This window comes from Actinomadura alba (assembly GCF_014323705.1).
GTDB classification, from domain to species: domain Bacteria; phylum Actinomycetota; class Actinomycetes; order Streptosporangiales; family Streptosporangiaceae; genus Actinomadura_C; species Actinomadura_C alba.
Window position 1 is genome coordinate 469,832 of the sequence record NZ_JABVEC010000002.1, and the last position, 11,179, is coordinate 481,010.

Consider the following 11,179-nt stretch of genomic DNA (forward strand, 5'->3'; position numbering starts at 1 on the left):
CCTCAGCGGACCAGCGGGATTCCGAGAAGCTCCTCGAGCCGGCCGACCGTCGACGCCACCTCGGTGTGGTGCAGCCCGATCATGCCGAGGGCCTCGGCGGCGCGGATGTTGTGTTCGATGTCGTCGATGAAGACGCACTCGTCCGCTCGCAGGCCCAGCGCGTCGAGGGCATGCCGGAAGATGCCCTCGTCCGGCTTGCGCATGCCGATCTCGGCCGAGATCACCACACAGTCGAACAGCTCGTGCCACAGCTCCCGGGGATAGTCGTTGCCCCAGGAGTTCGAGATCAGGCCGGTGCGGATGCCGCCGGTCCGGGCCTGGCGCAGCGCCTCGTACATCGCCTCGACCGGCTCGAAGCCGTGGAACATGCGGCGCAGCAGCCCCTCGGCGAGCACCGGGCCGCCGTCGGCCAGCCGCAGCTCGGCGGCGAGCCGCCGCTCGAACTCGGCCGGATCCAGCGTGCCGTCCTCGAGGCCGTGGATCGGATTGACCGCTCCGCCGTCATACGCCTGCCGCACCCACAGCCGCATGACCTCGAAATAACGCTCGGTGTCGAGGCCGTCCGCGGCCAGCCACGAGGCGATGGAGTCCTGCAGCGGGGGAGTCAGCACGCCGCCCCAGTCGGTCAGCACGCCACGTACAGTCGAATCCGGTTCGGTCATCTGCCCGATGGTAAGCGATGCGAAGTCCGCGCCCCGGCTGCGGTCGCCAGTGGGCGCGCTCTCCGTACCCGGCTCCGCCGCCGTGCCGCACCGTGCCGTACGGGTCGGGCGGCGGCCGGCTCGGGGTGCGGGGCCCGCCGAGCCGGGCGCATCGTCAGGACGGGGCCAACAGGCGGAGGGCGGCGCGAACCGAGCCCTGGGCATCGCGAAGCGCGGCAGCCGCGTGTTCGGGCGGCACCTCGCCCAGCAGCGACACCAGCGCGACCCGGGTGTCCCCGCCTGCTTCGGCGAGTGCCGTCTCGCACGTCCGCGCGTCCATGTCGGTCGCCTCCATGAGGATGCGCACGAGCCGGCCACGCAACTTGGAGTTGAGCGCGTTGACGCTGACCATCAGATTGGAGTAGGTGCGGCCCAGTTGGACCATCACCGTGGTGGAGAAGGCGTTCAGGACCAGCTTGGTGGCCGTGCCGGCCTTCATCCTGGTGGATCCGCTGATCACCTCTGGGCCGGTGGACAGCCCGATGTGCACGTCGACCTCGGCGCCGAACGGCGCCAGCGGGTTCGCGCTGATCAGTGCCGTGTGCGCCCCCGCCCGCGCGGCCGCGCGCAATGCCCCGACGACGTACGGCGTGCGGCCGCTCGCGGCGATCCCGATCGCCACGTCGCCGGGGCGTACCTCGGCCGCGTCACGGGCGCCCAGATCGGCGTCGTCCTCGACGTCCTCGACGGCCTGGCACATCGCGCTCAGCCCCCCGGCCTGATGGGCGATCACGTGCCCCCAGTCGATGCCGAAGGTCGGCGGCAGCTCGGCGGCGTCGATCACGCCCAGCCGCCCCGAGGTACCCGCCCCGAAATAGTGCACCTTGCCGCCGCCGCGCAGGCTCTCGACCGCGAGGTCCACGACCGTCGCCACGCGGGGCAGCACCTCGGCCACCGCGAGGGGCACACGCTCGTCCTCGTTGTTGATGAGACGCAGCACGTCGATCGTGGGCAGGGTGTCGACCTCCATGGTCCGCGGGTTGCGCCATTCGGTGGGGATGTCACACCGCTCTTGCTCGATCACCGGCGCCTCCGGTCAGTGCGCATGGTCCGGCCCCGAACCGCCTCATACGTCGCCTCGAGTGCGCTGCGGGTCGAACCGAAGGTCCGCTGCGCCACCCCGACGAAGACACAATCGATGACCGTGAGCTGGGCCAGCCGGCTCGCGGTCGCACCGGATCGGAAGGTCGTCTCACGGGCGGCGGTGGTCAGCACCAGGTCGGCCACCTCGCTGATGGCGGATCTTGGGAAGTTGGTGAGCGCCACCGTCGTGACGCCACGGCGCTTGGCGACCGTCAGCGCGTCGATGGTGTCGACCGTGGCCCCTGTATGGGAGATGCCCATCGCCACGTCGCCGGAACCCAGAACGGCCGCGCTCGTGAGCATGATGTGCGCGTCCGACCAGGCGTAGGAGACCCGCCCGATGCGGTGCAGCTTCTGCTGGAAGTCCATGGCCACGAAGGCGCTGGCGCCGACCCCGTAGATGTCGACGCGCCGGGCCTTCGCCACGGCGTCGACCACCTGTTCGAGGTTCTTGACGTCGAGCTGGGCCGCGGTCTCCTCCACCGCCCGGGCGTCGGCGAAGGTCACCTTTTCGACGATCTGTTCGAGGGTGTCGTCGGGACTGATGTCGCTGCCGACGATCCTGCCGCCGGAGGCGATCTGTGCCCTCCCGGCCTCGGTGGCCAGGGTCAGCCGCAGCTCCGGATAGCCGGTGAATCCGATGGCCCGGCAGAACCTGATCACGGTCGTCTCTGACGTGCCGCACGCGTGGGCGAGTTCGGTGATGGTGGAGTTGGCGACCCCTTCGGGGTCGTCGATCACCCGTTGCGCGACCCGGCGTTCGGCGGGGGGCAGCGAGGGCAGTAGCGACCGCACCCGCACGACCGTGCTGAGCGGTGGTGTTGCGCTGGGGGGTGCGGGGGCGTCGCTCACGTCGTAGACGGTGGCGAACGCCGCTCCCATGGGTTCCCCGTCCCCCGAATCCTGTCCGACAGGTTTCCTCATGGAGGAAAGTTTCTTACGGGGTACATATGGTGTCAATCTCGAAAGGGTCTACGGTCACGTTGTGTTGACCCATACGGCCGGTCCCTTCGTGGTCGGCATTGACGCGGGTGGCACAAGTACCCGCTGTGCCGTGATGACATTGAGTGGCGCCCTGGCCGGTTCCGGCTCCGGGCCTGGCGCCAACCCCAACTCCGGGGGCGACACCGCAGGCGCGCTGACCACCGCGCTCAGTGCCGCGGTGGGCGACCTCGATCGTTCCCTAATCCTCAAGGGCGTCTTCGGCATAGCCGGAGCCGGAGCCGCCGGCCGACCCGCGGCGGTGGCCGCGGCCAGACGGGCGTGGCGCGCCGTCGGGTTGCGCGGCTCACCTGCCGTTGTGACGGACATCGCCGTGGCCTTCGCCGCGGGTTCGTCCGCCAACGAGGGCATCGTCGTCTTCTCGGGTACCGGAGCCGGGGCGGCCGCGATCAGCGATGGCGCGATCAAGCGCCGCGCCGACGGTTACGGCTGGCTGGTCGGTGACGAGGGCTCGGCGGTCTGGCTCGGAAGAGAGGCGGTGCGGGCGGTGCTGGCCGCCTATGACGGCCGCGGTGCCCCGACCCTGCTCGCCGAGTCGGTTCCGCGCGCGCTCCTCGGCGCCGCCAGGCTCACCTCGCTCGGGGTGCCGGTCAAGCGCTCCGCCCGGCACGGACACGGCTTCCGTACCGCCCGGGAGGCCTCGCGGGACACCTCTCGCGAGCCCACCCGGGCGATGGCCATGGCGGGTTCGGGCGGCGGCCCGCACCAGCTCCAGCCGGGCTTCACCGCGACGCTCGAGCGGCCCCTCGTCGCGCCGAACGTCGCGCTGACTCAGGCGATCATCAAAGAGGTGTACGGACGGCCGCCGGCGGCGCTCGGGCGACTCGGCCCGGTGGTCTGCGCGGCCGCCATGGCCGGGGACCCGGTCGCCCGGCGGATCGCCGACGAAGCCGCCGAATGGCTGCTCATGGACGTGGCGGCGGTGCGTTCCGCGATCGACGGCCGGTGTCCCCCGGTGGTCATGGCCGGGTCGGTGCTCGGCAGCGGGCCGGTCAGCGACGCCGTGTACGACGGCCTGCGCGAACGGTACGCCGTGGATCCCACCCGGGCCGGCGACGGCGCGCGGGGCGCGGCGGGGCTGGCCCTACGGCGGCTCGGCCTGCGTTGAGTCGCGTCGCTCGCGCCTTCGCGGCCGGGGAGCGTCTAGGCTCCGTAGCTGGCACACTCGGAGTGATCGTGTCCTGTTGATCGCCCGTTGCCCCTACCGACGAGAAGGCATGCGCGTCTACCTGCCCTCAACGCTTCCCTCGCTCGGCCGCGCGCTCGCCGCCGGCGAGATCGGTCCCGTGCCGCTGGTCGCCTACGCGGTCACTCCCGAGCTCCGCGAGTGGTACGCGGACGGCGACCTGGAGGAACTCGAGTACGCCGCCCTGACCGCCGCCGCCCGGGCCTCCCTGCGGATGCTCGCCGACGATCCGGCGGCGCCGCCGCGCAGGGTCGTGCTCGCCGTCGAGATGCCCGACGAGGCGGTGGGCCGCTCAGCCGGCGACGCCGCGGTGGCCGACGAAGACGAGCGCGCGGCCGTACGGCTGACCGCGCCGGTGCCGATCAAGAAGGTCGCCTCAGGGCATGTCGACGAGCCGGAGGCCGCCGACGACATCCGGGCCGCCGTCGCCGCGTTGCCGGCCGCCGACGCCGGTGACGACGACGCCCGCTTCTCCGTCGACGGCGCCGAGGGACACGAGCTCCTGTGGTACGCCACCCAGGAGCTCTCACACCTCGTGTCCTGACCTCGCCCCACCAGCGCCGCCGGCCACCCTGCGGAATGGGTGTGCCGCGCCCGCTCGATCAGGTGTTGTGGGAGGTCGTCCCCAGGTCGCGGCCGGGTTCGCTGGCCCGGTCGAGGCGTGCGACGATGCGCGTATCGACACTGATGTCGGAATTTTGGGAGCAAGGCTGATGGACGCCGTCACGAACGTGCCCGCGCCGGTGAACGAACCGGTCAAGAACTACGCGCCCGGCAGCGCGGAGCGCGCCGCGCTCGAGGCCAAGATCAAACAGCTCGGCGACGAGCAGATCGACCTCACCATGACGATCGACGGCGAGCGGCGCCTGGGTGGCGGCACCCCGATCGACGTGGTGGAGCCGCACAATCACGCTCATGTCCTCGGCCGGACGCACAACGCCACGGACGACGACGTCCGGGCCGCGATCGACGCGGCGCGCCGGGCCGCTCCGGCCTGGCGATCGATGGCCTTCGACGACCGGGCGGCGATCTTCCTCAAGGCGGCCGAGCTGCTGGCCGGCCCGTGGCGGGCCACGCTCAACGCCGCCACCATGCTCGGGCAGTCCAAGTCCGTGCAGCAGGCCGAGATCGACTCCGCCTGCGAGCTGATCGACTTCCTGCGGTTCAACGTCGACTTCGCCAGGCGGCTGTACTCCCAGCAGCCGGAGTCCTCCCCGGGCGTCTGGAACCGGATGGAGTACCGTCCGCTCGAGGGGTTCGTCCTCGCGATCACGCCGTTCAACTTCACCGCGATCGCCGGCAACCTCCCGACCGCGGCCGCCCTCATGGGCAACGTGGTCGTCTGGAAGCCGTCGCCGACGCAGCAGTTCGCCGCCCACTTCACCATGCGGATGCTCGAAGAGGCGGGCCTGCCCCCAGGCGTGATCAACATGGTCACCGGGGACGGTCAGGCGGTCTCGAACGTGGCGCTCGGGCACCGTGAGCTGGCCGGCATCCACTTCACCGGGAGCACCGCCACGTTCCAGCACCTGTGGCGGACCGTGGGCGAGAACATCGCGGGATACGCCTCGTACCCGAGGCTGGTCGGCGAGACCGGCGGCAAGGACTTCATCGTCGCCCACCCGTCGGCCGATCCCGCCGTCCTCACCACGGCGCTGATCCGGGGCGCGTACGAGTACCAGGGGCAGAAGTGCTCGGCGGCGTCGCGGGCCTACCTCCCGCGGTCGCTGTGGAACGGCATGCGCGACGAGTTCTGTGCCACCGTGGGCTCCCTCACCATGGGCAACGTCGCCGACGACCTGTCGGCCTTCATGGGGGCCGTGATCGACGACCGGGCCTTCGCGAAGCACCGCACCGCCCTTGAGCGGGCCAAGGCGGCCGACGGGGTCGACGTGCTCGTCGGTGGTGGTGCCGACGACGCCATCGGCTACTTCGTCGAGCCGACCCTGCTCGAGTCGGCCGACCCCACCGATGAGATCTTCACCACCGAGTACTTCGGCCCGATCCTCGGCGTGCACGTCTACGAGGACCGCGACTACGACGCGATGCTCAGGCAGATGGAGAACGCGGCCCCGTACGCCCTGACCGGGGCGGTCATCGCACAGGACCGGGCGGCGCTCGCCGCGGCGAGCGAGGCGCTCCGGTTCGCCGCCGGGAACTTCTACATCAACGACAAGCCGACCGGCGCGGTCGTCGGGCAGCAGCCCTTCGGCGGCGCGCGGGCGAGCGGCACCAACGACAAGGCCGGATCGATCTGGAACCTGACCCGCTGGGTCAACACCCGCACGATCAAGGAGACCTTCGTGCCGCCCACCGACCACCGTTACCCGCACATGGGATGAGCCGCGCCGCCCGGCCACCGGGAGCAACTCCGGAACGATCGTGGGACCGGTTGCCAGGACCGGTGGCCAGGCCCGACGATGGGGACACCCCCGCACCGTCACGGTGCCTCTCATGCATGGGAACGTGAATGCCGCCGATTCAGCGCTTGGTGCTGTGGAACATCGATCACACGCTGGTCGACGTCGGACGCGTGACCAGGGAGGCCTACGCCGACGCCTTCCGCAGGGTGACGGGCCGCCAGTTGGTCACGCTCGCCCCTACGGCGGGCCGGTCCGAGTCCGAGATCATTTTTGAGACGCTGGCGTTCAACGACGTCATCACCGATGACGACCACCTGCCGAAGTTCATCGCGGCGCTGGGCGACGCCTTCCGCGCCCGCTACCGGGACGTCCGCGCGCACGGCCGGGTGCTGCCGGGCGCCCGCGAGGCGCTCGCCGCGTCGGCCCGGCTGCCGGGTGCCGTCCAGTCCGTGCTGACCGGTTCCATCCGGCCCAACGCGATCCTCAAGCTGACCGAGCTTCGGCTGGACCAGTACGTCGACTTCGAGATCGGCGGTTACGGCTCGGAGAGCTACCCCAAGAGCGCGCTGATCGGGCTGGCGCGGAGCCGGGCGGCCGAGAAGTACGTCGAGAAGCGCTTCGGCCTGCCGATCGGCGAGCCGGTCACCGTGCTCATCGCCGATTCGGCGCGCGACGTGCAGGCGGCCCAGATCGCCCGCGTCAAGGTCATCGCCGTGGCGACCGGTACCGCCAACGAGGCCGCCCTGCGCTCGGCCGGGGCCGATCTGGTGCTTCCCACCCTCGCCGACACCCAGACGGTGATCCGCGCCATCGACCACTTCACGAGCCCTTCCGCAACCTGACCCTGCCTCGCGAACGCCCGTGTCTCTCGTTGACTTGCGGCGTGCCGTTGGTCTCGGGGCCACCGGACCAGCGACACGCCGCAATTCGATGGAGCGGTACGCTCCGGTGGTGGCGCGGCCGGGCCGTCGGACCGTTGCATGATCGCGACGCGGGTCCGATGCCGGGATCGCCGCAGAGACGACATGGGAGCAGACGCTATGCCCGCCGACAACGAGCTCACCTCCGTCCTGGAGGGCGCGGAGCTCTGGAAGCCCTCCGCCGAGGTGATCGCCGACGCGAAGGTGACCCGCTACATGACCTGGCTGCGGGACCGGGGAGTGGTGGCCCGGTCGCATGAGGAACTGTGGCAGTGGTCGGTCACCGAGGTCGACGCCTTCTGGGACTCGCTGTGGAGCTTCTTCGACGTCCGCGGCTCGAGAGGCGACGGGCCGGTCCGCTCCCGCGGTCCGATGCCGGTCTCGCCCGACCCCCTGCGCTGGTTCCCCGGGTCGACGATCAACTACGCCGGCAACGCGCTGTCCCGCGCCGTTGATCCGGCGGTTCGCGACCGTACGGCAGTGATCTTCCGGGTCGAAGGCGGCACGGAGCGCACCCTCACCTGGGCCGAACTCGCACGCGAGGTCGCCGCGGTGCGGGCGGGGCTGCGCGACCTCGGCGTCGGGCGCGGTGACCGGGTCGCCGGCTACCTTCCCAACATCCCCGAGGCGCTGATCGTCTTCCTCGCGGTGGCGAGCCTCGGGGCGATCTGGTCGTCATGCTCGCCCGACTTCGGGGCACCGAGCGTCATCGACCGCTTCACCCAGATCGAGCCGAAGGTGCTGGTCGCCGTCGACGGCTACCGCTACAACGGCAAGCCGCACGACCGCCTGCCCGTCGTCGGTGACATCCGGGCGGCGCTGCCCACCCTCGAGGCCACCGTGCTGATCCCGTACCTCGACGCTGACGCGCGCCCGCCCGAGGGGGCGATGACCTACGCGGACCTGGCCAAGTCCGCAGGTGACGAGGCCGGTACGGCGGCGCTGGAAACCGAACCGCTGCCGTTCGACCATCCGCTCTGGATCCTCTACTCCTCCGGCACCACGGGGCTGCCCAAGCCGATCGTGCACGGCCACGGCGGCGTGGTCCTCGAGCACCTCAAGTCGCTGTCGTTCCATCAGGACATCGGGCCGGGCGACGTGTTCTTCTGGTACACCACCACCGGATGGATGATGTGGAACTACCTGATCGGCGGGCTGCTGGTGGGCGCCACAGTGGTCCTCTACGACGGCGCGCCGAACGGCGACACGCTGTGGCGGCTCGCCGCCGAGACGGGCGTGACCTACTTCGGCGCCGGCGCGCCGTACATCGTGTCGTCCATGAAGGCGGGCCTGCGGCCCGGTGCGAAGTACGACCTGTCGCGGCTCCGCGGGCTCGGCTCGACCGGCTCGCCGCTGCCGCCGGAGGGCTTCGCCTGGGTGTACGACGCCGTCGCCGCGGACATCCCGCTCGGGTCGTTCTCCGGCGGCACGGACGTGTGCACCGGGTTCGTCGGGGGCACGCCGCTCCTCCCGGTCCGGGCCGGTGTCATCCAGTGCCGCGGCCTCGGCGCCAAGGTCGAGGCGTACGGGGACGGCGGCGAGCCGGTGGTCGACGAGGTCGGTGAACTCGTCATCACCGAGCCGATGCCGTCGATGCCGGTCGGCTTCTGGGGCGACCCTGAGGGCGAGCGCTACCGAGGGTCCTACTTCGACGTGTACCCAGGGGTCTGGCGGCACGGCGACTGGATCAAGATCCTTCCCGACGGTGGCTGCGTCATCTACGGCCGGTCCGACTCCACGCTCAACCGGGGCGGGGTGCGCATGGGCACCTCGGACTTCTACCGGGTCGTCGAGGCCTTCGGCGAGATCGCCGACAGCCTGGTCGTCGACACCGGGCGGCTCGGCACCGAAGGGCGCCTGCTCCTCTACGTGACGATGGCCCCGGGTGCGGCCCTCTCCGACGAGCTGGTGGGGCGGCTGCGCGCCGCACTGCGTTCCGCGCTCTCTCCACGGCACGTGCCCGACGAGATCCAGGAGGTGCCGGGCATCCCGCGCACCCTGTCCGGCAAGAAGCTCGAGGTCCCGGTCCGCAAGATCCTGCTCGGCACCCCCGTGGAACGCGCCGCCAACGTCGACGCCCTGGCCAACCCCGAGGTCCTGGCGTACTTCACGCCGCCCGAGTGACCTGAACGCCGCGCGGCGGCACGGCCGGACCCGGCCAGGGAGGCGTCAGGCGTGGGGCTGACGGTCTCGAACCCGTACGTCGATGGGTGCATCTCACTGCGTACGGGACCGACCGGCCATTCCGGCCGCGGCCACGGAGATCTTGAAAGGACCGGTCCGCCATGGCAGCGACCGCCGACATGTCAGCCGACCCACTGCAGCCGGGCGACCCGCGGACGCTGGGCCCCTACGAACTGATCGGTCGTCTCGGCGCCGGTGGTCAGGGCGCGGTCTTCCTCGGGCGCGGGTCCTCCCAGGACCTGGTCGCGATCAAACTGTTGCGGGCCGATCTCGCCGAGGACACCGACGCGCGCGGCCGGTTCGTCCGCGAGGCGATGGCCGCCCGCCAGGTCGCCCGGTTCTGCGCGGCACAGGTGCTGGACGCCGACGTGGCCGGCGACCGCCCGTACATCGTCAGCGAGTACGTCCAGGGGCCGTCGCTGCTGAGGCTGGTCAGGGAGCGGGGGCCGATCTCCGGCGCCGCACTGGAGCGGCTGGCGATCGGCACGGCGACGGCGCTCGTCGCCATTCACCAGGCCGGCATTGTGCACCGTGACCTCAAGCCGGCGAACGTCCTGGTCGCCTCCGATGGCCCCCGGGTCATCGACTTCGGGATCGCCAAGGCGCTCAGCGGCACCTCCACGGTCTCGAGCCAGATCATCGGGACTCCGGCGTACATGGCTCCCGAGCAACTGCGGGGCGACTCGCTCACACCGGCCGTCGACGTCTTCGCCTGGGCGGCCACGATGGTGTTCGTCGGGACCGGGCGACCGCCGTTCGGTGCGGACGCGATACCCCACGTGGTGAACCGGATCATGTCCGCCGATCCCGACCTCGGTGACATGTCGGGACCGGTCCGGGCCCTGGTGACGGACTGCCTGGCCAAGGACCCCGAACGGCGCCCGTCTGCCCGGCACATCCTGCTGAGGCTGCTCGCCGAGGAGGAGGTCGTCCCGTCGGCGACCCCGGAGGCGTCCGGTGACGTGGACTCCGACGTGCTGGCGCAGGCGGCGACCCTCGCGGCCGGGCACGGGGCGATGGCCGGTCACGGACCCGCGGCGGGTCAGGAGAGCCCGGCGGAACACTGGGCACAGGCCTTTCCGGAGCAGCCGCCCCAGGACCAGACCGTTCAGGCGGGAATGTCGCATACGCACGGCGGCGGACATCCGCATGGCGGTGGACAGGGCCACAGCGGTGGGCGAGGGCAGGGCGGGCCGCGGCGCCGTGCGGTGGTCGCGTGCGCCGGTGGCCTGGTGGCCGCCGCGGCGGCGGTCTCCCTGGTGATGGCGGCCAACGCGGACCTCTGGAAGAGGCAGGGCACCGGGACGACCTCCACCACCTCCAGCCCTGGTTCGCAGGCGGAGATACCGTCCCTGAACCAGAACGGGGTGCCCACGGACGTCGACGCCGGCTTGCCCCGGCCGACCTCGACCGGCACCCGCACTCCGGCGCGGGCCACGACCGATTCGCGGCCCACCGGCCGGCCGACGTACACGAACCGGCCAACGCACTCGCCCACCTGGACGCCCCCGGCGACTCCCTCTTGGACGCCCACCCCTTCACCCGGCACGCCGACCGAGATGTCCGGTGGCTCGGGCGGGGGGCATGGATCCGGGGACTCCTGCGAACCCGGGGGTTGCGGCGCCGCGCCCGACACGCATGACGGCTGATCTCACAGTCATGATCAAGAGATGACCGGGCGCTCGGACATAGCGGCAATCCGCACTACGCTGGCGCATTGAGCGCAATGCCACAACGGCG

The 11,179-nt window shown here is 71.3% G+C and carries 9 protein-coding genes; 6 read left to right on the forward strand and 3 right to left on the reverse strand.

Features of this window, described 5'->3' with window-relative positions; all coding sequences use genetic code 11:
- Positions 1–2: 2 nt before the first annotated feature.
- From HKK74_RS05140 to HKK74_RS05150, 3 genes are all read right to left on the reverse strand, one after another.
- The gene (locus HKK74_RS05140; protein ID WP_187241854.1) at positions 3–662 is read right to left on the reverse strand and encodes an HAD family hydrolase; all 660 of its coding nucleotides are present in this window, start codon (positions 660–662) and stop codon (positions 3–5) included.
- 154 nt (positions 663–816) lie between these two features.
- On the reverse strand, positions 817–1,725 hold the full coding sequence (murQ, locus tag HKK74_RS05145; protein WP_312881259.1) for an N-acetylmuramic acid 6-phosphate etherase: 909 nt from the start codon (positions 1,723–1,725) through the stop codon (positions 817–819).
- Positions 1,722–2,666 (reverse strand): MurR/RpiR family transcriptional regulator, encoded by a 945-nt coding sequence (locus HKK74_RS05150; protein WP_187241989.1) that lies wholly within the window; start codon positions 2,664–2,666, stop codon positions 1,722–1,724. The genes murQ and HKK74_RS05150 overlap by 4 nt, the downstream gene beginning before the upstream one ends.
- A 175-nt stretch (positions 2,667–2,841) precedes the next feature.
- Here HKK74_RS05150 and HKK74_RS05155 point away from each other — a divergent pair, with 175 nt between their 5' ends.
- The 6 genes from HKK74_RS05155 (at position 2,842) to HKK74_RS38955 (ending at position 11,088) form a co-directional block, all read left to right on the forward strand.
- Entirely contained in the window at positions 2,842–3,894 is a 1,053-nt protein-coding gene (locus HKK74_RS05155; RefSeq protein ID WP_246491241.1) for a BadF/BadG/BcrA/BcrD ATPase family protein, read from the forward strand.
- 109 nt (positions 3,895–4,003) lie between these two features.
- Entirely contained in the window at positions 4,004–4,516 is a 513-nt protein-coding gene (locus HKK74_RS05160) for a DUF6912 family protein (protein WP_187241855.1), read from the forward strand.
- A gap of 169 nt (positions 4,517–4,685) precedes the next feature.
- The gene (gene pruA / locus HKK74_RS05165; RefSeq protein WP_187241856.1) at positions 4,686–6,314 is read left to right on the forward strand and encodes an L-glutamate gamma-semialdehyde dehydrogenase; all 1,629 of its coding nucleotides are present in this window, start codon (positions 4,686–4,688) and stop codon (positions 6,312–6,314) included.
- Between the two features lie 128 nt (positions 6,315–6,442).
- On the forward strand, positions 6,443–7,177 hold the full coding sequence (locus HKK74_RS05170) for an HAD family hydrolase (RefSeq protein ID WP_187241857.1): 735 nt from the start codon (positions 6,443–6,445) through the stop codon (positions 7,175–7,177).
- Between the two features lie 183 nt (positions 7,178–7,360).
- Positions 7,361–9,379, forward strand: a complete 2,019-nt coding sequence (locus tag HKK74_RS05175) for an acetoacetate--CoA ligase (RefSeq protein ID WP_246491184.1) — start codon at positions 7,361–7,363, stop codon at positions 9,377–9,379.
- A 161-nt stretch (positions 9,380–9,540) separates the two neighbouring features.
- Positions 9,541–11,088, forward strand: coding sequence for a serine/threonine-protein kinase (locus HKK74_RS38955; protein ID WP_246491185.1), 1,548 nt, complete (start codon positions 9,541–9,543; stop codon positions 11,086–11,088).
- Positions 11,089–11,179 lie beyond the last annotated feature (91 nt).